Source organism: Arthrobacter sp. 05L44 (genome assembly GCF_056397605.1).
In genome coordinates, this window is the sequence record NZ_JBFTNS010000001.1 from 1,051,966 (window position 1) to 1,073,735 (window position 21,770).

The following is a 21,770-nucleotide window of genomic DNA, read 5'->3' on the forward strand; positions in this document are numbered from 1 at the left end:
CCGGCAGAGGACCGGCCCGCAGGTGCGATACCGGGAGCATACGACATGCAGCCGGCAGGGCCTAGCACCGGCGCGAAATCAGCCTCCGGCAGCCCGCGGCGTCCGCCGGAAGCCATAACCGGGGCAGGCCTCACGCCGTGATGCTTGCCCGCGGTCCGGCGGCAGGCGTGCTGGCCGCCCCGGTCCGGGGGACCTTGTTGCGGCGGACCCTCTTGCCGCGGGCTTCCTGGCCGACGGCGGCCACCATGGCGAGGGCGGTAAACACGGGGTACAGGGCAACCAGCGGCAGGGCCCAAATGTGCCGCAGGTCCCGCCAGGCCCGGTTGAGTGCCAGCCCGGACAGGGTCAGGACCACCGTCACGGCCAGCCCCAGCCAGCCGATCAGCGCCCAGCCCTCGGCACTGAGCGGACTCCGCCCCGCCGCCAGCAGCAGGGCCAGGTCCGCCAGCAGGACGATCTGCAGCACGGGGGCCGCCACCACGGTCATGGCGCTGGACATAACGCAGGCACCGAAGAAGCCTTTGCGGGGGTGGCCGGTCAGATCCTTGTGCACCCTTATGGTCTGCAGCAGCCCGCGGGCGCGGCGGACCCGGTGGCGCCAGAGGGCACCGATGGTGGAGGGCGGCTCCGTGTGCACCAGGGCGCTGGGGGGCGAAACCCACCCGGTACCCGGCACGGCGGACCCGCCAGGTCAGCTCCAACACCTCAGCCATGGTGTCCCCACGGAACAGGCCGATTTCCTCAATGACCGAACGGCGGACGGCCCCGATGTTCCCGCAGACCGCGGGCAGGCAGCCGACCACGGCGACGGCTCGCCGGGCCATGCCGGTGCCGACCTGGCTGACGAATGCCAGCCTCCGGGTCTGGGCCCGGTTCAGGTTGATGGGCCGGTCAGCGCCGCAGACGGCCCCGGTCTTCTTGTCTGGGAAGCCCTGCAGCATCCTTTTGACGGTATCGCGGGTGAATATCCCGTCCGCGTCCGCGAACATCAGCACGTCCCCGGTGGCCCGCCCCAGCCCCAGGTTCAGGGCCGCCGCCTTCCCGGCGTTGGCCTGGCTCAGCACCGTAATCCGGGGATCGGCGGCGGCCAGCCCCCGCATCAGTTCGGCAGTGTTGTCGGTGGAGCCGTCGTCCACCAGCACCACCTCGTACCGGTCGTAGCGGGTCAGCTGGATGGACCGGACGCAATTCTCAATGACCGTTGCCGCGTTGAAGGCGGGGACAATGACGGACACGGTGGGCCATTCATCGAACAAGGTCGGCGCGCCCTTGCGGTGGCGCTGCACCGCGAGCACCTCAAAGCAGAGCGCCAGTAGCAGCACCAGTAGCTTCACCAGCCCGAGCACCAGGAGGGGCAGGCCTAGAACCGGCAGGAGCAGGTCCGCGGCAGGTAGAACCGCGGCCAGGGCCGTTTCACACCAGGACATCCGCGTACGCTCCGGTGCTTTGGCGGAATGACGCCGGGTTGAACGAGGGCAGGTTGAAGGACGCCAGGACTGCGTCAAGCAACTCCGGTGCGTGGCCGCTGTGGGCGCCGAACCGGGCGCTCACGTCCAGGACCACGGGAGTCCCGTCCGCGCGTCGGCGTACGTCGACCTCCATCGGGCCGGTCAGCCCCAACATGCGGACCGCAGCCATGGCAACATTGCCCACGTCAATGTCCTTCCCCGCCTCGACCCGGCGGGCGCTCACGCCCCCACAGCCCTGGGCCGGCTCCGCTTTTTCCTCCACGACGACGAACGGTGCGGCAGTGTTGTGCGCCGGCATCCCGAACACCATGGGGCCGTATTCGGTGCCGGGGATATATTCCTGCACGATCTGGCCCTCCGGCAGCCGGTGCCAGTCCACCTGGGCACTGCCGTCAACCACCAGGACCCCGCGTCCGCCGCCGGAGACCCGGGGCCAGACCACCACGGGTCCGCCCAGCGCGTCCATGGCGGCGGCGGCGCCGGCGAAGTCCCGCGGAACCCCGAAGCGGGGCACGGGAACGCCGGCGGCCTTAAGCTGCGTGGCGGTGTAGAGCTTGTCGTTGGCGATGGCCGCGGGCCCGGGGCTGCCGACGATAACGCGGACCTCCGGACCGAAGCCGGCCCGGAACGCCGCCAACTGCGGGAGTTCCTCGCTCACCGTGGGGATGATCAGGTTGACGCCCTCGGTGGCCACCAGCCGGCGGAGGGCCGAGACCATCTCCGGGTCACGCGCCTCGGGGACACGGACCACGGTGATTCCCGCGCCGGGCGGGAGCTCGCGGATGTCGGTGCCCAGGACGGGGATCCCGCGGGCCTTCAACTGCGCCGCGATGGCCCTGCCTGCGCGGCCGCCGGCGCCGGTGACCAGCACCCGGGGCTTCACTGCTTGTCCGTTCCGGAGCTCAGGAGACGGCCGGGTTCGTGGGCGCCGGCCACCGGACGCCACAGGAAAACGTAAATCGAGACCATGACAATCCAATTCCTTCGTTGAAGTTCCGGCGGCCCCTCCAGAGCATCGCCGGGCAAATTGGCGGATCAGCAACCCCGTCCGGCCAGCACCGGACTCTGGAGTGGGATTGCGCTTGCCCTGGCCCCCTGACGCCCCCGCACTTCCCGTTCCGGGACCCCTGGACTAGCTCTCCCAGTAAAGGTGAGGCCGCTATCGGATATCCCGAGTAGGGACTACCCGATTCGGCGCCGGGGCCGTGGGCCGGCCTTGCAGGTAGTACTTAGGGATAGCTCCGGGAGTACCCGGCGGCGCGGCGTGCGGTCCGCCGGGACTCGTGCCTCGTGACTCAACATGACGGCCCCGCCGCGGCGGGCGCCACGGTTGGTGCTACGTTTTTGGGGAGTAATGAGACCCGGCGCCAAGCCCTGACTTGCCGGTCGGCAACCCTCCCTTTCGCGGCGGGGTGCCTCAGGTGAATACTCGGCATATCGACCACTCGAGCTGCAAGCGTGAAAGTAAGGAGATCCGTCATGCCCGACGCATCCGTCCCCTCAGTGCCCGCCACTGAGCCCGCACCGTCCCCCGCCGCCTCTGGCCAGGCCGCGGAAGAAAAGCTGGCCTACCGGCTCTTCACCGGCCCCGACGACCGCAGCTTCTGCGAGCGCGTGTCCGCCGCCTTAGCCGAGGGGTACGTGCTGCACGGCAGCCCCTCCGCAACGTTCAACGGCAGCACCGTCATCGTGGCGCAGGCCGTCGTCCTGCCGGCCGCGATCGCAAGCGCCGACGCCGCCGTGGCCAGCGCCGTCGATGACCTCGACGGCGCCGACCTGTCCGGGGCCGACTTTGCCGGCGAGGGGCACGCATGAGCTACGCCGGAGACCTGAGCCCGCAGGACGCCTGGGCCAAGCTGGAGGCGGGCGCCGTGCTGGTGGACGTCCGCACCGAAGGAGAGTGGTCCCGGATCGGCATCCCGGTCACGGCGCCCGGCACCGGCAGGGAGCCGCTCTTTGTGCAGTGGACCCTGGCGGGCGGCGCTCCGAACCCGCAGTTCCTGGACCAGCTGCAGGGCCAGGCGCCGGCGGCCGGGACCGCCGAGTTGGTCTTCCTGTGCCGTTCCGGCGCCCGCTCCATCGCCGCGGCAACGGCGGCCGCCGCGGCCGGTTTCACTGCCTACAACGTCTTGGAGGGCTTCGAGGGCGAACCCGGCCCGACCGGGGCGCGGACCGTGAACGGCTGGAAGAACCGCGGCCTCCCGACCAACCTGGAAAGCACCCCGTGAGCTTTAATCCCGACGCGCAGGACTGGAGCGCGGAAACCCAGGCCGTCCGTGGCGGGCTGGTCCGCACCGGGTTCCAGGAAACCACCGAGCCGATCTTCCTGAACTCCGGGTTCGTCTACGAATCTGCCGCCGCGGCAGAGCGCGCCTTTACCGGTGAAGACGAACGGTTCGTCTACTCCCGCTACGGCAACCCCTCCGTGGCCACCTTCCAAGAACGGCTCCGGCTGCTCGAAGGCACCGAGGCCTGCTTCGCGACGGCGTCGGGCATGTCCGCGGTGTTCACCGCGCTCGGCGCCCTGCTGGGGGCCGGCGACCGCGTCGTCGCAGCGCGTTCGCTGTTCGGATCCTGCTTTGTGATCCTCAACGAGATTCTGCCGCGCTGGGGTGTGGAGACCGTCTTCGTGGACGGCCCTGACCTGGAGCAGTGGCGGGCGGCGCTGGCCGAGCCCACGACGGCGGTGTTCTTCGAATCGCCGTCGAACCCCATGCAGGAAATCGTGGACATCGCCGCGGTGAGCGAGCTCGCGCACGCCGCCGGCGCCACCGTGGTGGTGGACAACGTATTCGCCACCCCGCTGTTGCAGCGGTGCGGGGAACTCGGAGCGGACGTTGTGGTGTACTCCGGCACCAAACACATCGACGGACAGGGCCGGGTGCTGGGCGGTGCCATCCTGGGTACCAAAGAGTTCATCGAGGGCCCGGTCAAACAGCTGATGCGCCACACCGGGCCGGCCCTGTCCGCCTTCAACGCCTGGGTGCTGAGCAAGGGCCTAGAGACAATGGCCCTGCGGGTGAACCACTCCTCCGCCTCCGCGCTGCGGCTGGCCGAATGGCTGGAGGCCCAGCCCGCCGTGAGCTGGGTGAAGTACCCCCTGCTGGCCTCCCACCCGCAGTACGAGCTGGCCGCCCGGCAGATGAAAGCCGGCGGCACTGTGCTGACCCTGGAGCTTGCGCCCTCGCCGGGGCGTTCGGCCAAGGACGCGGCGTTCGCGCTGCTGGACGCGCTGCGGATCATCGACATCTCCAACAACCTCGGCGATTCGAAGTCGCTGATCACTCATCCGGCCACCACAACACACCGCGCCATGGGCCCCGACGGGCGGGCAGCGATCGGGCTGAGCGACGGCGTGGTGCGGCTGTCGGTGGGCCTGGAGGACGTTGAGGACCTGATCGGCGACCTGGAGCAGGCGCTCAAGCAGGTGTAGCCCCGCACGCCGTCACTTCGACGGCCCGCTCGACGACGGCGGACATTCCGCGGGCATTGAACTGTTCGCGCTGCAGCTGGGAGCCGGTGCCCTCGGCCAGCAACCGGGTGATGCCCCGGCGGACCAGCTCCAGTTCGCCCTGCTCGGCCAGCACCGGCGCCACGAAGTCCACCAGCGCGTGCACCACCTCGGCTGCGGGGGCGGGGGTGAAGGTGCCAAAGTCCAGCAGTTCCCCGCGGAGCCCGCAGTTGCTGGCCTGCCATGCGGCCATCCGCAGCAGCAGGGTCGGCACCGGGGCGGGGTCCACGCCGTCGTCCCATTCGCGGGATGCCGTCTCGACCAGCGCCCGCACCAGCACGGCTATCAGGGCGGCGTCCTCCGCCCGCAGGCACACATCGGCGACCCGGATTTCGACGGTGGGATGGTGCCGGCACAGCCGTGAATCGAAGTAGACCATCCCCTCATCCATCAGCACCCCGGTCTCGACCAGCCGGTTCACCACCCTGCGGTAGACGGGGAGGCTGCCAAAGATCATGGTGGGCCCGGACCCCGGCCAGCGGTTCCACGCCTGGGTGCGGTAACTCTCGAACCCTGTCTCGGCCCCGTTCCAGTAGGGCGAATTGGCGCTGAGCGCGATCAGGACGGCGAGTTTGTCCCGGATCCGGTCGATCACGGCCACCGCCTCCTCCGGCGACTTCACCAGGGTGTGGACGTGGAGGCCGCAGGTCAGCTGGTTGCGGACCGTGCGTCCGAACCGCTCCTGCATGGTCACGTACCGCTGCTTCGGTGTCAGGTGACTCGAGGAGGCCAGCGGCGAGGTTGCCAGGGCCGCCACCCGGGCGCCGTGCCGGCGGGCGGCGGCGTCCGCTGCCGACCGGGAGCGCCGGATCTCGCGCAGGAGGCTGGTGTGGTCCGCGCAGGGCGGGGTCTGGATTTCGAGCTGTTCGAGCTTGAGCTCGAAACTGAAGCCGGAGTCATCGTGCCGGGTGTCGGCGGGGTCGACGCCGGGCTTCAGGTCGCGCAGCACGGTGTCAGCAAGCGCCAGCGGAACCCCGGTGGCGGGGTCCACGATCAGCAGTTCCTCCTCGACGCCAAAGGTGCGCATGCAACCATTGTGCGCCAGCACCTGCCCTAGACCGCTACCTGTTGTTTCGCGGGAGCGCGGTATCAGTCCTGGAAGTACTCGACCTTGGCGCCGATGGTGTTGAGCCGCTCGGCCAGGTCCTCGTACCCGCGTTCGATCACGTAGATGTTGCGCAGTTCGGACACACCCCGCGCTGCGAGCATGGCCAGCAGCAGGCAGGCGGCCGGGCGCAGGGCCGGCGGGCAGCCGACTTCCGCGGCCCGCCACTTGGTGGGTCCGTTGACGTAGATCCGGTGCGGATCCAGGAGCTGGACCTGCGCGCCGAGCTTGTTCAGTTCGGTCAGGTAGATGGCCCGGTTCTCGTAGACCCAGTCGTGGATCATGGTCTGGCCCTGCGCGTTCGCGGCGATCACGGCGAAGAAGGGCAGGTTGTCGATGTTCAGGCCGGGGAAGGGCATCGGGTGGATTTTGTCCTCCGGCGCTTTGAGCTCCGAGGGCTTGGTGGTGACGTCCACCAGCCGGGTGCGGCCGTTGCGGGCCACGTATTCGGCCGAGACCTCCAGTTGCTGGCCCATCTGCTCGAGGGTGGCCAGCTCGATTTCCATAAACTCGATCGGCACCCGGCGGATGGTGACCTCGGAGTTGGTCACGATTCCGGCGGTGATCAGGCTCATCGCCTCGATCGGGTCCTCGGACGGGAAGTACTCGATGTCGACGTCGATTGAGGGGCGTCCGACGATCTTCAGCGTGGTGGTGCCGACGCCGTCGATCTCCACGCCCAGCATCTGCAGGTAGAAGCAGAGGTCCTGGACCATGTAGTTCGGGCTGGCGTTGCGGATGATGGTGGTGCCGCGGCGGTGGGCGGCTGCCATGATTGCGTTTTCTGTCACGGTGTCGCCGCGTTCGCTCAGCACGAAGGAACGGTCATGCCCGTCCGACGGCGGCGCCTGGACACTGTAGAAACCGGACTTCGCCTCGACGGACAGATCGAACTGCCGCAGGGCCTGCATGTGCGGCTCCACGGTGCGGGTGCCGAGGTCGCAGCCGCCGGCGTACGGCAGCCGGTATTCGGTGGATTCATCCAGCAGCGGGCCCAGCAGCATAATGACGCTGCGGGTTCGGCGGGCGGCCTCGACGTCCATCGCGTCGAGGTCCAGGACGGCCGGGCGCCGGATCTGCAGGTCGTTGTCGTTGAGCCAGGTGCATTCGACGCCGATGCTGGTGAGCACCTCGACGATCCGGTTGACCTCCTCGATCCGGGCCAGCCGGCGCAGGACGGTGGTGCCGCGGTTGATCAGGCTCGCGCACAGCAGGGCGACGCCGGCGTTCTTGCTGCTGTTGACGTCCACGGCGCCGGAGAGCGTACGGCCGCCTTCCACCCGGAGGTGGGTCATCTGCGGCCGGCCCACTTTGACGATCGCCCGGCCAAAGATGGTCTCGAGCCGCTGGATCATTTTCAGGCTCAGGTTCTGCTTGCCCTGCTCCATCCGGGCGATGGCGCTCTGGCTGGTTCCCAGCTCGGCGGCCAGCTGTCCCTGGGTCCAGCCCTTCTCGCCGCGGGCATTCCGAAGGACGGCGCCGACGTATTCAGCAGTCTGTTGAGTCATATTCAATAAATATCACGGATGAGCTATTTGGGCCCGCTTGTGGCCGTGAATTGCAGTGAAGCTCACAAAATATCCATTCTGTGCGATATGCTCTCCTCCCGCCGAGGGCCCGGGGCCCAGCCCTCTGGCGCCACCTCCGGCGCTACTGCTGGCCGAGGAAGACCATGTTCCAGGTCCCGGCGCCGAGCGCTGCCGCCACCGCGCCGCCCGCGATCAGCACGCCGCCGAGGACCACCCACACGTCCATCGGCGTGAATACTGCTGGCCGTGCCCAGGTCCGCGGCGCCCCGCCGAACCCGCGGGCTTCCATGGTCACGGCGAGCCGGGAGGCGCGGCGGACGGCCTGGACCAGCAGTCCGAAGCTTTGCCCCAGTGTGGCCTTCAGCCGCTGCCCCGGGTTCCCGTGCGAGCCGACCCCGCGCGCCCGCCGCGCCATGCCGATGGTCTGCCATTCCTCGGCCATCAGCCCCACCAGCCGCATCGCGGCGAGGGTGCCGAGGACAAAGCGGTGCGGCAGTTTGGCCTGCTGCGCCAGGGCGTCGGCGAAGTCGGTGGGGTCCGTGCAGCTCATCAGCAGGACCGCGGGCAGGGCGATCGCCAGACCGCGCAACAGGAAACCGAGGCCCAGCGCCAGCGAGCCTTCGCTGATGGACCAGACGCCGACGTCGAGCAGGGTCCGTCCGTGGTCCGCGGCCAGGATCGCAGTGCTCCAGCCGCCCAGGGCAGCGGCGAGGATCAGCGGCCAGCCGCGCTGCCAAAGCAGGGCCAGGGTCAGGCCGGCCAGCGGGAACAGCAGGAGTTCGAACCCGAGCGCCACGGAGGCGGATACCCAGTCGATGGAGAGCGCCAGGACGAGGGTGATGAGCAGGACGCCGAAGAACTTGGCTAGCGGATTCGCGCGGGTCAGCACGGCCCCGGTTCCCGGCAGGATCAGCGGGCCCCTCACGGCGCCGCCACCCCCGGGATCGTCCGGCCGGCGCTGTCCGGCTGCCGCGCATGCGGCGCGGCGAGCGTCAGTTCGGTGCCGCCCAGGACGGCGCTGAATTCCGCGTCGTGGGTCACCGAGACCACGGAGGTCCCGGCGTCGAGGAGCTCCGAGAGGAGGGACGCGAGTTCCGCCCACGTGTTGACGTCCTGGCCGAAGGTGGGCTCGTCGAGGACCAGCACCTGCGGGTGGGCGGCCAGCACGGTGGCCACGGAGAGCCGGCGTTTTTCGCCGCCGGAGAGCGTGTAGGGATTGGCGTCCACCAGGTCGCGCAGCCGCAGGCGTTCCAGGAGCTCGTCCACGCGTTCTTCACCATGGCCCAGGTGGCGCGGACCGAACTTCAGCTCGTCCAGCACCCGACCGGTCACGAACTGGTGCTCGGGTTCCTGGAACACGGTGCCGATCCTGGCGATCAACTGCTGGGCCTTCCACTTGTAGGGGTCGATGCCCGCGCCGGCGCTCAGCTCGGTGGTGGCCGATACTGTTCCCGCCACCGGGGCCAGCAGGCCGGCCAGGGTCAGGGCGAAGGTGGACTTGCCGGAGCCGTTCGGGCCGGTGATGGTCAGGGCCTCTCCAGCCCGGACCTGGGCCGCGAGGCCGGTCTGCACCGGCGCCGGCGGGATGGCCCTGAAGCCCTGGAGCAGGCCCGAGCGGCGGGTCCGCTCGCGGGACACGGCGAGGCCTTCGGCGGCCAGGAGCAGCTGCCCGGACTGGACGCCGCCGGACTGGATCCCGCCGGCGGGGACGCCGCCAGACTGGACGCCGTCCCCACCGGGTTGCCGGCGGGGACGGGTGGGCGGCACGTGGCCCGGCACCCAGACCCCGGCAGCGATGAGCATGTCCCTCGCCTGCGCCAGGACCTGGTCCGGGGCGCCGTCCAACAACACGGCCGGCTCCGTGGCAGAGCCCGGCTGCAGCACCACGATCCGGTCGACGAGGTCCTTCCACACGGCCACCCGGTGCTCCACCACCACCAGCGTGGCTCCGGTCCGGTCCAGGCACCGTGCCACGGCGTCACGGACTTCCAGGACACCCGCGGGGTCGAGGTTGGCCGTGGGTTCGTCCAGCAGCAGCAGCCCGGGCCGCATGGCGAGGATCCCGGCGAGCGCCAGGCGTTGCTTCTGTCCGCCCGAGAGCGCGGACGTCGGGTGCTGCAGCGGCAGGCCGGCCAGCCCGACGTCGTCGAGCGCCTCCGCGACCCGCCGCCAGATCTCCGCCGGGGGCACGGAAAGGTTCTCGGCGCCGAAGGCGACGTCGTCACCCAGCCGCGAGAGCACCACCTGGGTTTCGGGGTCCTGCTGGACCAGGCCCGCCGTGCCGCGCCGGGCCCGGGGCGGGGCGCCGTCGATCAGCAGGCTGCCGGTCTCGTCCGAATCCTCGGAGTCCGCGGCCGGTCCCGCGCCGGCGCTGTCGCCGAGCACCCCCGCCAGGGCGTGCAGCAGCGTGGATTTTCCCGCGCCGGACGGCCCCAGGAGCAGCACGCGTTCGCCGGGGCTGATGTCCAGGTCCAAGCCGCTCACGGCCGGGCGGGTGCGGCCGGCATGCCGCCAGCCCCAGCCGCGGGCGGTGACCGCAGCCGGGCGCACGTCGTCGAGGGTTCCCATACGTGTCCGGGCCCTAGGAGAACACGGGTTCCGTTGCCGCCTTGCGGGACGCGAAGGAAGCCAGCACACCGGTCCGGGCCAGGCCGCGGGTGGCGATCCAGGCCAGGGCGCCGGCGATCACGGCCCCGGAGATGGCGCAGAAAATGATGTAGGCGAGCTTGTCACCGGTCTCGTACGCGATGTTCCAGCCCCAGGGCAGGAAGGAGTCGTTCAGGCCGCAGAACAGGCCGGCGCCCGCTCCGGCCAGCAGCGAGACCGGCAGGTTGAACCGCTTGTAGAGGAACGCGGCGAAGATGAGCTCCGCGCCGAGGCCCTGCAGGAAGCCGGAGAACAGCACGGACGCGCCGTACTGCGAGCCCATGATCAGCTCCCCCGTGGCGGCTACGGTTTCGCAGAACACGGCCGCTCCCGGCTTGCGGATAACCAGCATGCCCAGAATCGCGGGGATCATCCACCCGCCGGCGTACAGCCCGGTCAGTGGCGGGTAGACCGCGTTCAGCGGCGTGGTCACCACGTTCGCGCCCTGGTCCCAGGCCCAGAAAATTACGCCGCCGGCAACAGCGATCAACGCCGCCACCACAATGTCCACCACCCGCCAGGTGTATTTGCCCGTGGTCAGTGTCTGCTTTGCAGAAATATCAGTCATGTCTTCCTCCTGAGGTACAGGAGGGGAGGGTGCTCCGGTGGCGCCGCGGTTTGCACCGCGGGTGCCGGGCACCCTGAGAACTCGACTCCCTTGCGCCGGTACTAACCGGATCAGGTTCGAGGGTCTGCGGCTGTCCGCACTCTCAGCGCCCACCTAAGGTTCCGGACTGCTCCGGAGGCCCGACGGCGGCGCTCCCCTGTCGTATGCAATTCACCCTTGTGGGCTGGCTCAGTTTACACCCGGCAGATCGCCCGCACGAGCCGGTGACCGGGATCGGCCTGCTTGGTAGAGTCTGCTCAGATCGCGAGCATCGGCCGCAGCCGCGGCCGGGCCCCGGCCGCGGCTGACGGAAGGTGATTCCTTTGACCGACTCCCCAGCGCCTTCCCCCGACTTCGACCCCGATTCCGCGGAGCCCCAGCCGCCGGGTTCCCTGGCGGCGCTCATCGGCCGCATCCTCACCGAAATCGAGGAGCTCCAGTTCCGGTCCTTCAGCAAGGACGACGCCCTGGACCTGGGGCTGCTCCTGGTGGAACTGGGCCGGGAGCGCTCCCATCCGATCGCCATCGACATCACCAAGGGCGAGCAGGTGCTCTTCCACGCGGCGCTGGAGGGCGCCACCCCTGACAACGGCCGCTGGATCAAAGCCAAGCAGCGCACGGCCGTGCGGTACGAGGTCCCGTCCCTGCTCGTGGGGCTGCGGGCGCGGGCGTCCGGGCGGCGGATCGAGGACAACGCCTGGTTCGACCAGCTGGAATTCGCGGCCCACGGCGGCTCCTTCCCGATCTACCTGCGCGGAACCGGAATGATCGGCACGGTCACCGTATCCGGCCTGCCGCAGAAGGCTGACCATGAGCTGGTGGTCGAGGCGCTGTCGGAAATCCTCGGACGGCAGGGACGCTAGGCTAGGGGGAGCCCTGTTTCCGCCCGCAAGGAGTACGACGCATGAACATCCTCATCAAGTTGCTCGGCACCGGCATCAGCCTCGTCGCCGGTTTCGTCGGGACCAAGCTGGTCGACACCGCGTGGGAGAAGACCACCGGCAACAAGCCGCCGAAGGGCCACGACGACGACGTCCCCACCACCCTGCGCCAGGCCCTGACGTTCGCGCTGATCTCCGCTTCGGTCAGCGCCATCATCCAGGTCCTCGCCAACCGCGGCACCCAGCGCGCCATCAGCCGCTTCGCCAAGACCCAGGACATCGTCTAAGGGCACACCGCTATGGGCACACCGCCCGGCGTCACTCGCCGTCGTCGGTGAACCCGCGTTTCCCGGCCGCCTGCTGCACCACGGCTTCGAGCTCGTCGGCGCTGAGCAGTTCCGGGTGCAGGTGCTTGGTCCGGTAGCCGGCCCGGCCCACCATGTGGGCCGAGACCGGCACCGTGAGCAGCTGGAAGATCCACGCGACCACCAGCACCGGCCACACCCACCATGTGCGCATCTGCAGCCCGACGGCGCACAGCAGCAGGAACAGCCCCAGTACCTGCGGCTTGGTGGCGGCGTGCATCCGGCTCATCAGGTCCGGGAAGCGCAGCAGGCCGATCGCGGCGCCGAGGGACATGAGCGCCCCCACCACCATAAAGACGGCAGAGACTGCGTCGATCACGGTATCCACGGAGCTCGTCTCAGGATTCATTGGGCTGCTTCCTCCGGTCCGCCACGAACCGTGCCACCGTCACCGAGCCGACGAAGCCGATGATGGAGATGGCCACGAGCAGCATCAGGTTGTTCAGGTGCCGGTTGACGGCCATGTCGATGCAGAGCGCCGCGCCGAGGATGGCCAGCAGGACGTCCGCGGCCAGCACCCGGTCCAGCAGCGAGGGCCCGCGCGCGATGCGGATGATCGCCCCGGCCGCGGCAAGGGAGAGCACGACGGCGGTGATGATCAGGACGAGGGGCATCATCCGGCTACCTCCTGCTGGAGTGCGGTCAGTTCGGCCGGGGTGCCCATGATCCGGATCAAGCCCGCTTCGGTGTCACGCACTTCCTTGCGGAGCCTGGCAGCGTCGTCGGCGTCACGGACGTTGATGCCGTGGATGTAGAGCGTGGACGTGGATCGGTCCACCTCCACCACCAAGGACCCGGGGATCAGGGAAATTACGTGTCCGGTCGCCGTCACCAGCAGGTCGGAGTGGCTGCGGAGGGGGACGGCGACGACGGCGCTGATCACCCGCGGCCCGCGCACCACGGCCAGGAAGAGGACCTGGAAGCTGGCAGCGACCACTTTGCCGAGGAAGACCAGGGCGAAGGGGACGGCGCGCAGCACATTAAAGCGGCCGCCCAGTTCCACCGGCGGCAGGTAGAGCAGCCGGGCCACCACTACGGCGATCAGGGCGCCGAAGAGCAGGTTGCCGGGGCTGAAATCCTGCCAGAGTGCACCCCAGACGATCACGAGCCAGACCAGCAGCGGCAGTTCCTGGCGCAGGGAGATTCGCTTGCGGGTCATTTGCCGCCCTCCTGTCCCGGCGGCTGGGCTATGGCCGGGACCGGCGCCTGGTCACCCAGCACCGCATGGATGTAGGAGGTACGGTCCAGCATCACCCCGGCCGACTGGCCGGCAACCTGGAACAGCGGCCCGGCAAAGACCGTCAGCGCCACCCCGAACAGCACCAGCCCGAGGGTGGAACCCACCATGGTGCGCGGCAGCAGGGTCACGCCTTGGCTCCCGGAGCCGCCGGCGGAGGCGGCCAGGAGTACGGGATCAGGATGTTCGGCGTCCTCGGGCTTGCGCCAGAACGCACGGTTCCAGACCCTTGCGATGGCCAGCAGCGTCAGGAGGCTGGTCAGCACGCCGCCGGCCACTAGCGCGTAGGCCAGCGGCGTGCCCAGGGCGACGCCGGCCTGCAGCAGGCCGACTTTGCCCAGGAAACCGGAGAACGGCGGGATGCCGGCGAGGTTCATGGCCGGCACGAAGAACAGCACGGCCAGCAGCGGGGAGAGCTTGGCGAGCCCGGCGATCCGGTCCACCGAGGAGCTTCCGGCCCGGCGCTCGATCAGGCCGGTCACCAGGAAGAGGCTGGTCTGGATGGTGATGTGGTGCGCCACGTAGAAGACGGCCGCGCCCAGCCCGGCCACGGAGGACATCGCCAGGCCGAAGACCATGTAGCCGATATGGCTGACCAGGGTGAAGGAGAGCAGACGTTTAATGTCACTTTGGGCCAGCGCGCCAAGGATCCCCACCACCATGGTCAGCAGTGCCGCGACCATCAGCGGTGTGTTGAACGTGTCCCCGGGGAAGAGCAGGGTCTCGGTCCGGACCATCGCGTAGACGCCCACCTTGGTGAGCAGGCCTGCGAACACGGCGGTCACCGGCGCCGGCGCCGTCGGGTACGAGTCGGGGAGCCAGAAACTGAGCGGGAACACGGCCGCCTTGATGCCGAACGCCACCAGCAGCAGCACGTGCAGCAGGTTCCTGGTGCCCTGGTCCAGCTCCATTAGCTTGATGGCCAGGTCCGCCATGTTGATGGTGCCGGTGGCGCCGTAGATCATCGCGATCGCGATAAGGAACAGCACCGAGGACACCACGGAGACCACCACGTAGGTCACGCCGGCGCGGATCCGCGGCCCCGTTCCGCCGAGGGTCATCAGCACGTAGCTGGCCGTCAGCAGGATCTCGAAGCCCACGTACAGGTTGAAGAGGTCCCCGGAGAGGAAGGCGTTGGACACGCCTGCCACCAGGATCAGGTAGGTGGGGTGGAATATCGACACGGGTGCGTCGCTGTCGCCGTCGGCCATGCCCTGGCCGGTGGCGTAGACCAGCACGGCGAGGCTGATGGTGGAGGAGACCACCAGCATTAGCGAGGAGAACTGGTCCACCACCAGCACGATGCCCCAGGGCGGCAGCCAGCCGCCGATGTTGACCGATGCTGTCCCGCCCTGCCAGACGGAGGCCAGCAACAGGCACTCCAGCAGCAGGGTGAGCGAGAGCAGGGCGATGCTGACGGTGCGCTGGGCCCGGGGATGCCGGATCAGCAGGAAGGTCAGGGCGGCGCCCAGGATCGGGAGGACGACGGCGAGCGGGGCAAAGCTTGCGATGTTCACTTGGTCCCTCCTTCCGGGCCGGGGGTGATGTTGCGGGAACCGGGTTGTTCCTCCGCCGCGGCTGCGGCGGCCGGCATCGGCCGGGGGCCGGCCTGCACGGTCTCTACGCCGTCCACACCGCCCACCAGGGGGAATTCCGAGGTTTCGACGGGGATGACGGCGTCGTCCTCGGCGTCGAAGCTGGGTGTCTCGGCCACGCGGCGGTCTTCGGCGTCGTCCTGGATCTCGTCCTGCCGGGCCAGCACCCAGGTGCGGTAGATGATGCCCAACATAAAGGCCGTGACGGCGAAGGAGATCACGATCGAGGTCAGGATCAGGGCCTGCGGCAGCGGGTCGCTGTAATCCCCCGCGGCGGTGCCCTTGCTGTACAGCGGGGCCAGGCCCGCGTACCCGCCGGTCGCCAGGATCAGCAGGTTGGTGGCGTTGGCCAGCAGCATCAGGCCCAGCAGGACCCGGGTCAGGCTGCGCTCCAGGATCAGGTAGATGCCGCAGGCGTACAACGCGCCCATGACCGTCAGCAAGGTCAGATTGACGTTCATGAGATGCCCTTCGCGGTGGTTTCGGCCGCGAGGCCGTCGGTCTCCGGGGCGCCGGACGATTCGCCGGGGCCGTCCTCGGGTTCCTCTTCGAAGTGCTCGTCGATTTCGGCGCCCAGGCTGCGCAGCACGTCCAGGGCCAGGCCGACCACCACAACGTACACGCCGATGTCGAAAATGGTGGAGGTGACGAACTTGATGTCGCCGAAGACCGGCAGCCAGAGTTCGATCACGGCGCTTTGGAAGACCTGGCCACCCAGGAGGAGCGGTGCCACACCGGACGCGGCGGCGGTCGCCAGCCCGATGCCCAGCAGCGCACCGGCGCTGACTGGGGTGGCCTCGCGCAGTTCGAAGCGGCCGCCCGCGAGGTAGCGGATGGTCAGCGCCAGGCCGGCCATCAGCCCGCCGGCGAACCCGCCGCCGGGCAGGTTGTGCCCGGCGAGCAGCAGGTAGATCGAGAACACGATCATGGAGTGGAAGATCAGCCGGGTGATGACTTCGAAGATGATGGAGCGGCGTTCGGGCGCCATGGTCCGGCCGGCCACCAGCCAGGCGTCCCGGGTGGACGCCGCGAAACGGCGGCTCATGGCGAGGGCCGCGTTGTCCCTGGTATGCGCCGGCACGCGGGTCCTGCGGCCGACGGTTCCTTCTGCCACCGAGGAGGCGGGGCCGATGCGGTCGCCGCGGCCGCGGACGAAGATCAGGCTGGCGACGCCGGTGGCGGCGAGGGCCAGCACGGAGATTTCGCCGAAGGTGTCCCACGCCCGGATGTCCACGAGAGTCACGTTGACCACGTTCAGTCCCCCGCCGCCCTCGTAGGCCAGGCGCGGGAACTCCAGGGAGACCGGCGTCGCGACCCGGGCGCCCAGGGCGTAGATCGCCACGAAGATCATCGTGATCCCGAAGGCCGCGCCGATGATCACGCGGACCACCCGGTATTTGCCGCCGGTGCGGTCCCGGAGTTCGGCCGGCAGGCTGCGCATGGCGAGGACGAAGGCCACCAGGATGATGGTCTCCACCAGCATCTGCGTCAGGGCCAGGTCCGGCGCGCCTTGCAGCGCGAACATCAGGGCGATCCCGTAGCCGGTGACCGACACCATCAGCACGGCCAGGAACCGTTTGTTGGCCCGGACGGCGGCGAGCGCACCGATCACGATGCCGGCGCCGGCCACAAGCTGCAGCGGCGAGCCGGGATCGATGAAGTACAGGCCGTCGGGCAGGGGCTTGTTGGCCAGGACCAGCGCCGTGAGCGGCAGGGCGAAGGCGACGGTCAGGATGACCGCCAGGTAGAAGTAGAGCGAGCCCCGCTGGGTGCGGCCGGTGATCCACACGGCGGCGTCGTCGAGGGCGCCGATGGTCAGCTGGTAGGCGCGGTCGCCGTCGACCCAGCCGGGGACCAGGGCCTGCACCCGGGAGACGGCGTTGCGGCCGTAGAACATCGCCAGGCCGAGGGCGAACGTGACGGCAGTCAGCCCCAGGGCCGGGGTGAGGCCGTGCCATAGTGCCAGGTGGCCGGCGTCGGCCTCACCGCCGGCGGCACCGGCATGGCCGGAAAAGAGCGCAGCGTACGGCTGGATCCAGCCGTCCACCGGGTCCGGCCACACGCCGTAAACCACGGTCAGGAGGCTGAGCAGGGCGGGGGTGGCCAGGAAGGCGGGTTGGATCGCTTTGAACGGGGTGGCCGGCACGCCGGGCTTGACCGCGAAGGCGCCCCACATGAACCGGGCACTGTAGGCGAACGTCAGGATGGAACCGAGCACCAGGCCACTAAGGAGCACGAGTCCCCACGGTCCGGTCCCGGCGCCGGAGTGGTGCACGAAGGCCTCGAAGACCGATTCCTTCGCCACGAAGCCGGCCAGGGGCGGGACACCGGCCATCGAAGCAGCGCCGATCGCCGCCACCACGGCCAGCGCACGGGAGGACTGGTAGACGCCCGAGAGCTTGCGGATGTCGCGGGTCCCGGCCTGGTGGTCGATGATGCCGACCACCAGGAACAGTGTGGCTTTGAAGAGGCCGTGGGCCAGCAGGAGGGCGAGCCCGGCGAGCGCCGCATCCGGTTTGCCGAGGCCGACCACCATGGTCAGGAAGCCCAGCTGGCTGACTGTGCCGTAGGCGAGGATGAGTTTGATGTCCGTCTGCCGCAGGGCGCGGTACCCGCCCACCAGCATGGTCGCCAGGCCCAGGCCCAGCACCACCGGAAGCCAGTACGCCGTCTCGGCGAAACCGGGAGCCAGCCGGGCCACAAGGTAGATCCCGGCCTTCACCATGGCGGCGGCGTGCAGGTAGGCGCTGACCGGCGTCGGCGCCGCCATCGCCCCGGGGAGCCAGAAGTGGAAGGGCACCAGGGCGGACTTGGTGATGGCGCCCACCAGGACAAGGACGACGGCGGCGGCCACGGCCGCCGCCGCCGGGCCGGCCACCAGGTCCGGCGCCATCTGCAGGATCGTGGAGATCCGGTAGGTGCCTGCCGTCGCGCCCAGCATGATCAGCCCGACCAGCATCGCGAGGCCGCCGGCGGTGGTGACCACCAGCGCCTGCAGCGCCGATCGCCGGGCCGAGAGGCGGGTGCGGGCGTAGCCGATCAGCAGGTAGGACAGGACCGTGGTCAGTTCCCAGAAGATGAACATCAGGAGCAGGTCATCGGCGGTGACCAGGCCGAACATCGCACCGGCGAAGGCCAGCAGTTGGGCGCCGAACCCGCCCAGGTAGCTGTCTTTGTCTTTGAAATAGCGCGCGCAGTAAACCAGGACCAGGGTGCCGACGCCCAGGATCAGCAGGGACATGACCCAGGCCAGGGCGTCCATGCGGAAGGCCAGCTCCAGGCTCAGGTCAGGGATCCACGGGATGGACACCGCGGTTGACCCGGCGGCCGAATAGACCATTCCGTGCTGGAAGACCAGCCACACAAAGGAACCCGCGGGCACCGCCGCCAGCGCGAAGAACGCGTTTCTACCGAGTCTGCGGAAGAGGAACGGGGCCACAGCAGCCACCGCGAAGTGCACGGCAAGGACTGTGATCACTGGTATCTCCGCAACGTCGGGAATGCGATTATCAAAAAGTTGGAGCAGGCGGGGCAATTGGTTAGGTTCGGTGCGGCTAGTTTACCAAGCGTTGACAAATTGTTTTGACCGTGACGGGCCAGACCACCCGCGGCGGCCGCCTCCCCGCACTCGCCGAGGACCCGCCGGCGTCAGGGCCGTTGGTTCCAAGGCCCCGGCATGCGGACGGCTACCATCAGGCTATGAACTCCGCCATACCCCAGGCCACGCGCCCTGCTTCGGAACTCGAGTCCGGCGCGCATGCCACGGGCAAGGGCCGCGTCCTTGCCTGGGCTGCGTGGGACTGGGGCTCCGCGGCCTTCAACGCCGTGATGACCACCTTCGTGTTCACGGTCTACCTGACCTCCAAGGCCTTCGGCGGCGAGGACCAGGCCTCCGCCGTCCTGGGCTCGGCCCTCGCGATCGCCGGGGCGGCCATCGCCCTGCTGGCACCGGTCACCGGCCAGCGCTCGGACACCGGCGGCCGGCGGAAACTCTGGCTCGGCGTCAACACGGCCGCCGTCGCGCTCCTGACCGGCCTCTGCTTCTTTGTCTTCCCCCGCCCCGAGTTCCTGCTGCTGGGCGTGACACTGATTGCGCTCGGCAACGTGTTCTTCGAATTCGCCGGCGTCAACTACAACGCCATGCTCGCCCAAATCTCCACCCCCGCAAACATCGGCAAGATCAGCGGCTTCGGCTGGGCCTCCGGCTACCTCGGCGGAATTGTCGCGCTGCTGATCGTGCTGCAGCTCTTCGTCCAGCCGACCATCGACTGGGTGGGCGCCTCCACGCAGGACGGCCTGAACATCCGCCTCGTCGCCGTGTTCTCCGCGCTCTGGTTCCTGGTCTTCGCCATCCCCGTGATGTTCGCGGTGCCCGAGGTACCCAAGGCCCGGCACTCCAACCTGGGGTTCTTCGCGTCCTACGGCCTGCTGGGCCGCCGGATCCGCGCCATCTACCGGACCAGCCCGCACACCATCTACTTCCTGCTGGCCAGCGCCATTTTCCGCGACGGGCTCGCCGCCGTGTTCACCTTTGGCGGCATCATCGCCGCCGGGACCTTTGGCTTCGAACTCAAACAGGTGATCTTCTTCGCCATCTTCGGCAACATCGTGGCCGCCGCCGGGGCCCTGCTGGGCGGGTTCCTCGACGACAAGGTGGGACCCAAGGCGGTCATCATTGGCTCGCTGGCCGGGTTGCTGGTCTCCGGGAGCGTCATCCTCATCCTCGGCAACGGGAAGTATTCCTTCTTCGGCATGGACTGGGCCGGGAGCACGACGTTCTGGGTGTTCGGGCTGTTCCTGTGCCTTTTTGTCGGTCCGGCGCAGTCCTGCTCCCGCGCCTATCTGGCTAGGCTCGCCCCGCACGGCGAGTCGGGGGAGCTCTTCGGCCTGTACGCGACCACCGGCCGGGCCGTGAGCTTCCTGGCCCCTGCGCTGTTTACGCTATGCATCACCGTCGCCACGCCCCTTGTTGCTCCCGGCGAAGCGCAGCGCTGGGGCATCCTGGGCATCATGGTGGTCCTGCTCGCCGGGCTGCTCGTGCTGCTACCGGTCAAAGCGCCCGGCAAGACGGAGATCGCGGTGGTACCCGAGGCCTGAAGCTGCCCGAAATCCGGGTCGGCGCACTAGGCTGGAGGCATGAACGTGGATGAGACAGACCTGCCCGGCCTCGGCCGGCGCAAGGACTTCATGACCGCCTCGGGGCGCCGGATCGGCGTCGTCGAATACCGCGAAGGCCAGACCGAGCTGATCGTCTCGACCTGGGACGACCCGGACACCTGCCAGGCCTCCATCCCGCTGACGGCCGACGAGGCCGCTGCCCTCGGTAACCTGCTCGGCGGACAGCGCCTGGCAATGCAGCTCTCCGAGGCCCACCGCGAGGTCCCCGGCATCGTCACCCGGCAATTTTCCATCGGCGCCGACTCCCCCTTCCAGAACCAGCCCATGGGCAAGGCCTGCATCCGTACCCGCAGTGGCGTCTCGATCGTGGCCATCATGCGCGAGGGTGAAGTGCTCCCTTCGCCTGGCCCCGACGTCGTCCTGCATCCGGGCGACCTGCTCGTGGCCGTTGGCACCCAAGAAGGCCTGGATACGGCAGCCGGCATCCTGCGCAACGGATAAGCGGCATGGATCCGCTCGCCCTGACCCTCATCGAACTGGGGGCCGTCGTGTTCTGTCTTGGCCTGCTGGCCAGGCTGGCCGGGCGGATCGGCATGTCTCCCATCCCCCTCTATTTGATCGGGGGCCTGTTCTTCGGCGCGGGCGGCCTGGTCAAGCTGGAGGGAATGCACGAGTTCGCGCACCTCTCGAGCGAGATCGGCGTTATCCTCCTCCTGCTTATGCTCGGATTGGAATATACGGCGGCGGAGCTCGTGACCGGCCTACGCCGCTCCTGGCAGGCCGGCGTGCTGGACCTCGTCCTGAACTTCCTTCCGGGAGCGGGCCTTGCCGTGATGCTGGGCTGGGGGCTGGTGGGCGCCATGGTCATGGGCGGCGTCACGTACATTTCCTCGTCCGGCATCGCCGCGAAAGTCATCACGGACCTTGGCCGGATCGGTAACCGCGAAACACCGGTCATCCTGTCCATCCTCGTCTTCGAGGACCTCGCGATGGCCATTTACCTGCCGATCCTGACGGCCACCCTGGCCGGGGTCACGTTCCTCGTGGGCCTGCAGACCGTCGGGATCTCCCTCGCCGTCGTCACCCTGGTGCTCGTGGTTGCACTGCGGCACGGGCACCACGTGTCCAAAGCAGTGCACAGCGAAAACTCCGAGGTTTTCTTGCTCAACCTGCTGGGCGCCGCGCTGCTCGTCGCCGGGCTGGCCGCCGCCATGCAGGTCTCCGCCGCCGTGGGCGCCTTTATGCTGGGCATCGCGATTTCCGGCGCCACCGCGCACAGTGCAACCCGGATCCTCGAGCCGCTGCGCGACCTTTTCGCGGCGATCTTCTTCGTCGTTTTCGGCCTCAACACGGACCCCACCTCCATCCCGCCGGTGCTCGGGTGGGCGCTGGCGCTGGCCGTGCTGACGGCCGCGACCAAGATGATCACCGGGGTGTGGGCAGCCAAGCGGGCCGGGATCGCGCTCCCCGGCCGCTTCCGTGCCGGGGCCGCACTGATCGCCCGCGGGGAGTTCTCGATCGTGATCGCCGGGCTCGCCGTGGCATCCGGGGTGGTCCCCCGTGAACTGGCCGCCCTGGCCACGGCCTACGTCCTGATCATGGCCGTGATGGGTCCGTTGGCCGCCCGCTTCGTGGAACCGATCGTGAAGGTCCTGCGGCGCCCGGCCAAACGTGCCGGATTGCCGGTCCGGCCGGTCGCTTAGGAAC

21 protein-coding genes, 1 pseudogene and 2 riboswitches are annotated in these 21,770 nt (G+C 69.1%); of the genes and pseudogenes, 8 read left to right on the plus strand and 14 right to left on the minus strand.

What is annotated here, in order from left to right:
• Positions 1–130: 130 nt before the first annotated feature.
• The 3 genes and pseudogenes from AC1DHY_RS04915 to AC1DHY_RS04925 all read right to left on the minus strand — a co-directional run bounded on the left by AC1DHY_RS04915 (position 131) and on the right by AC1DHY_RS04925 (position 2,352).
• Positions 131–676: a glycosyltransferase family 2 protein gene (locus AC1DHY_RS04915; RefSeq protein WP_476903268.1), complete on the minus strand. Its 546-nt coding sequence runs from the start codon at positions 674–676 to the stop codon at positions 131–133.
• Positions 677–704: 28 nt separating this feature from the next.
• Positions 705–1,427: pseudogene (locus AC1DHY_RS04920) on the minus strand (glycosyltransferase family 2 protein); the annotation flags it as partial.
• Entirely contained in the window at positions 1,414–2,352 is a 939-nt protein-coding gene (locus AC1DHY_RS04925; protein WP_476880302.1) for an ATP-grasp domain-containing protein, read from the minus strand. The pseudogene AC1DHY_RS04920 and the gene AC1DHY_RS04925, both read right to left, overlap by 14 nt.
• Before the next feature lie 467 nt (positions 2,353–2,819).
• A riboswitch (SAM riboswitch) is annotated at positions 2,820–2,934 on the plus strand.
• 14 nt (positions 2,935–2,948) lie between these two features.
• On the opposite strand from AC1DHY_RS04925, the gene AC1DHY_RS04930 reads away from it, so the two are divergent.
• From AC1DHY_RS04930 to AC1DHY_RS04940, 3 genes are read left to right on the plus strand one after another with little or no spacing between them, the layout of a single operon-like run.
• Positions 2,949–3,284, plus strand: a complete 336-nt coding sequence (locus AC1DHY_RS04930; RefSeq protein WP_476903237.1) for a DUF1737 domain-containing protein — start codon at positions 2,949–2,951, stop codon at positions 3,282–3,284.
• Complete coding sequence (locus AC1DHY_RS04935; protein WP_476903238.1) at positions 3,281–3,697, plus strand: rhodanese-like domain-containing protein; 417 nt, start codon at positions 3,281–3,283, stop codon at positions 3,695–3,697. The genes AC1DHY_RS04930 and AC1DHY_RS04935 overlap by 4 nt, the downstream gene beginning before the upstream one ends.
• The gene (locus tag AC1DHY_RS04940; RefSeq protein ID WP_476879473.1) at positions 3,694–4,902 is read left to right on the plus strand and encodes an O-succinylhomoserine sulfhydrylase; all 1,209 of its coding nucleotides are present in this window, start codon (positions 3,694–3,696) and stop codon (positions 4,900–4,902) included. Before AC1DHY_RS04935 ends, AC1DHY_RS04940 begins: the two co-directional genes overlap by 4 nt.
• Here AC1DHY_RS04940 and AC1DHY_RS04945 read toward each other — a convergent pair.
• The 5 genes from AC1DHY_RS04945 to AC1DHY_RS04965 all read right to left on the minus strand — a co-directional run bounded on the left by AC1DHY_RS04945 (position 4,889) and on the right by AC1DHY_RS04965 (position 10,828).
• A complete protein-coding gene (locus AC1DHY_RS04945; protein WP_476879472.1) occupies positions 4,889–6,007 on the minus strand; it encodes a glutamate--cysteine ligase in 1,119 nt (372 codons plus the stop codon). The genes AC1DHY_RS04940 and AC1DHY_RS04945 overlap by 14 nt on opposite strands.
• Positions 6,008–6,069: 62 nt before the next feature.
• On the minus strand, positions 6,070–7,593 hold the full coding sequence (locus AC1DHY_RS04950; protein WP_476879471.1) for a UDP-N-acetylglucosamine 1-carboxyvinyltransferase: 1,524 nt from the start codon (positions 7,591–7,593) through the stop codon (positions 6,070–6,072).
• Positions 7,594–7,735: 142 nt separating this feature from the next.
• Positions 7,736–8,539 (minus strand): energy-coupling factor transporter transmembrane component T family protein, encoded by an 804-nt coding sequence (locus AC1DHY_RS04955; protein ID WP_476879470.1) that lies wholly within the window; start codon positions 8,537–8,539, stop codon positions 7,736–7,738.
• Positions 8,536–10,182 (minus strand): ABC transporter ATP-binding protein, encoded by a 1,647-nt coding sequence (locus AC1DHY_RS04960; RefSeq protein ID WP_476879469.1) that lies wholly within the window; start codon positions 10,180–10,182, stop codon positions 8,536–8,538. Before AC1DHY_RS04960 ends, AC1DHY_RS04955 begins: the two co-directional genes overlap by 4 nt.
• Positions 10,183–10,195: 13 nt before the next feature.
• Complete coding sequence (locus AC1DHY_RS04965) at positions 10,196–10,828, minus strand: ECF transporter S component (RefSeq protein ID WP_476879468.1); 633 nt, start codon at positions 10,826–10,828, stop codon at positions 10,196–10,198.
• A gap of 69 nt (positions 10,829–10,897) precedes the next feature.
• Positions 10,898–11,036: riboswitch (TPP riboswitch) on the minus strand.
• Positions 11,037–11,190: 154 nt separating this feature from the next.
• Between AC1DHY_RS04965 and AC1DHY_RS04970 the strand changes: the two genes are divergently transcribed.
• Positions 11,191–11,730, plus strand: coding sequence for a heme-degrading domain-containing protein (locus AC1DHY_RS04970; RefSeq protein ID WP_476879467.1), 540 nt, complete (start codon positions 11,191–11,193; stop codon positions 11,728–11,730).
• Positions 11,731–11,771: 41 nt separating this feature from the next.
• Positions 11,772–12,035 (plus strand): DUF4235 domain-containing protein, encoded by a 264-nt coding sequence (locus AC1DHY_RS04975; RefSeq protein WP_476879466.1) that lies wholly within the window; start codon positions 11,772–11,774, stop codon positions 12,033–12,035.
• Between the two features lie 31 nt (positions 12,036–12,066).
• On the opposite strand, the gene mnhG is transcribed toward AC1DHY_RS04975, so the two are convergent.
• From mnhG to AC1DHY_RS05005, 6 genes are read right to left on the minus strand one after another with little or no spacing between them, the layout of a single operon-like run.
• Positions 12,067–12,462, minus strand: a complete 396-nt coding sequence (gene mnhG, locus AC1DHY_RS04980; protein WP_476879465.1) for a monovalent cation/H(+) antiporter subunit G — start codon at positions 12,460–12,462, stop codon at positions 12,067–12,069.
• On the minus strand, positions 12,452–12,730 hold the full coding sequence (locus AC1DHY_RS04985; RefSeq protein WP_476879464.1) for an MrpF/PhaF family protein: 279 nt from the start codon (positions 12,728–12,730) through the stop codon (positions 12,452–12,454). Before AC1DHY_RS04985 ends, mnhG begins: the two co-directional genes overlap by 11 nt.
• Positions 12,727–13,272, minus strand: a complete 546-nt coding sequence (locus AC1DHY_RS04990) for a Na+/H+ antiporter subunit E (RefSeq protein ID WP_476903239.1) — start codon at positions 13,270–13,272, stop codon at positions 12,727–12,729. The genes AC1DHY_RS04985 and AC1DHY_RS04990 overlap by 4 nt, the downstream gene beginning before the upstream one ends.
• A complete protein-coding gene (locus tag AC1DHY_RS04995; RefSeq protein ID WP_476903240.1) occupies positions 13,269–14,867 on the minus strand; it encodes a Na+/H+ antiporter subunit D in 1,599 nt (532 codons plus the stop codon). Before AC1DHY_RS04995 ends, AC1DHY_RS04990 begins: the two co-directional genes overlap by 4 nt.
• The gene (locus tag AC1DHY_RS05000; protein WP_476878654.1) at positions 14,864–15,406 is read right to left on the minus strand and encodes a Na(+)/H(+) antiporter subunit C; all 543 of its coding nucleotides are present in this window, start codon (positions 15,404–15,406) and stop codon (positions 14,864–14,866) included. Before AC1DHY_RS05000 ends, AC1DHY_RS04995 begins: the two co-directional genes overlap by 4 nt.
• Complete coding sequence (locus tag AC1DHY_RS05005) at positions 15,403–18,423, minus strand: Na+/H+ antiporter subunit A (protein ID WP_476903241.1); 3,021 nt, start codon at positions 18,421–18,423, stop codon at positions 15,403–15,405. The genes AC1DHY_RS05000 and AC1DHY_RS05005 overlap by 4 nt, the downstream gene beginning before the upstream one ends.
• Positions 18,424–18,644: 221 nt before the next feature.
• Between AC1DHY_RS05005 and AC1DHY_RS05010 the strand changes: the two genes are divergently transcribed.
• Genes AC1DHY_RS05010 through AC1DHY_RS05020 form a run of 3 tightly spaced genes read left to right on the plus strand, consistent with a single transcriptional unit; the run spans position 18,645 to position 21,766 of the window.
• On the plus strand, positions 18,645–20,042 hold the full coding sequence (locus AC1DHY_RS05010) for an MFS transporter (protein WP_476903242.1): 1,398 nt from the start codon (positions 18,645–18,647) through the stop codon (positions 20,040–20,042).
• 39 nt (positions 20,043–20,081) lie between these two features.
• A complete protein-coding gene (locus AC1DHY_RS05015) occupies positions 20,082–20,564 on the plus strand; it encodes a cation:proton antiporter regulatory subunit (protein WP_476878657.1) in 483 nt (160 codons plus the stop codon).
• Between the two features lie 5 nt (positions 20,565–20,569).
• Positions 20,570–21,766 carry a cation:proton antiporter gene (locus tag AC1DHY_RS05020; RefSeq protein ID WP_476878658.1) on the plus strand — a complete coding sequence of 399 codons (1,197 nt, stop codon included), beginning with the start codon at positions 20,570–20,572 and terminating at the stop codon, positions 21,764–21,766.
• The last annotated feature ends 4 nt before the right edge of the window (positions 21,767–21,770 follow it).

Coding starts and splice junctions, on each gene's coding strand:
- AC1DHY_RS04930 (WP_476903237.1), top strand. CDS start 2,949: ATGCCCGACGCATCCGTCCCCTCAGTGCCCGCCACTGAGCCCGCACCG.
- AC1DHY_RS04935 (WP_476903238.1), top strand. CDS start 3,281: ATGAGCTACGCCGGAGACCTGAGCCCGCAGGACGCCTGGGCCAAGCTG.
- AC1DHY_RS04945 (WP_476879472.1), bottom strand. CDS start 6,007: ATGCGCACCTTTGGCGTCGAGGAGGAACTGCTGATCGTGGACCCCGCC.
- AC1DHY_RS04950 (WP_476879471.1), bottom strand. CDS start 7,593: ATGACTCAACAGACTGCTGAATACGTCGGCGCCGTCCTTCGGAATGCC.
- AC1DHY_RS04960 (WP_476879469.1), bottom strand. CDS start 10,182: ATGGGAACCCTCGACGACGTGCGCCCGGCTGCGGTCACCGCCCGCGGC.
- AC1DHY_RS04965 (WP_476879468.1), bottom strand. CDS start 10,828: ATGACTGATATTTCTGCAAAGCAGACACTGACCACGGGCAAATACACC.
- AC1DHY_RS04975 (WP_476879466.1), top strand. CDS start 11,772: ATGAACATCCTCATCAAGTTGCTCGGCACCGGCATCAGCCTCGTCGCC.
- mnhG (WP_476879465.1), bottom strand. CDS start 12,462: ATGAATCCTGAGACGAGCTCCGTGGATACCGTGATCGACGCAGTCTCT.
- AC1DHY_RS04985 (WP_476879464.1), bottom strand. CDS start 12,730: ATGATGCCCCTCGTCCTGATCATCACCGCCGTCGTGCTCTCCCTTGCC.
- AC1DHY_RS04990 (WP_476903239.1), bottom strand. CDS start 13,272: ATGACCCGCAAGCGAATCTCCCTGCGCCAGGAACTGCCGCTGCTGGTC.
- AC1DHY_RS05000 (WP_476878654.1), bottom strand. CDS start 15,406: ATGAACGTCAATCTGACCTTGCTGACGGTCATGGGCGCGTTGTACGCC.
- AC1DHY_RS05010 (WP_476903242.1), top strand. CDS start 18,645: ATGAACTCCGCCATACCCCAGGCCACGCGCCCTGCTTCGGAACTCGAG.
- AC1DHY_RS05015 (WP_476878657.1), top strand. CDS start 20,082: ATGAACGTGGATGAGACAGACCTGCCCGGCCTCGGCCGGCGCAAGGAC.
- AC1DHY_RS05020 (WP_476878658.1), top strand. CDS start 20,570: ATGGATCCGCTCGCCCTGACCCTCATCGAACTGGGGGCCGTCGTGTTC.